Raw genomic sequence first — 334 nt, 5'->3', positions numbered from 1 at the left:
AGATGGTCCGGAGTGAATTGGAAGAACACCCCGCTCATTACGGGCCTTAGATCGTCATTTCCTGAAGCAAAAATGGTTTTGCTTATAGCGGTTGCCAGGATATCACCCTGAATGGTAGTGCTGCTTGGCTCTTCCAGGTTCACGGCCTTCGGGAATTCTTCGCCCCCGGCATATGCCAATGCATATTTTCCGTGGTTGGAGCTCAGTTCAATGGTATTATTGTCTTCCACCACAAATGTTAGCGGCTGCTCCGGAAAGGTTTTTAAGGTCTCCAGTAAAAGTCGGGCAGGAACAGCGATCTTCCCCTGGGAATCTGATTCTACAGTGAGCCTGG

Annotated in this window: 1 pseudogene; it reads right to left on the bottom strand. The window is 49.7% G+C overall.

The features are described 5' to 3' along the window. A pseudogene (locus tag HC175_RS21815) lies at positions 1-334 on the bottom strand (DNA polymerase III subunit beta); the annotation flags it as partial.

Source organism: Salinimicrobium oceani, assembly GCF_012037645.1.
The sequence above is the reverse complement of the archived record's forward strand: the minus strand, read 5'-3'. Positions and strand labels throughout refer to the sequence as shown.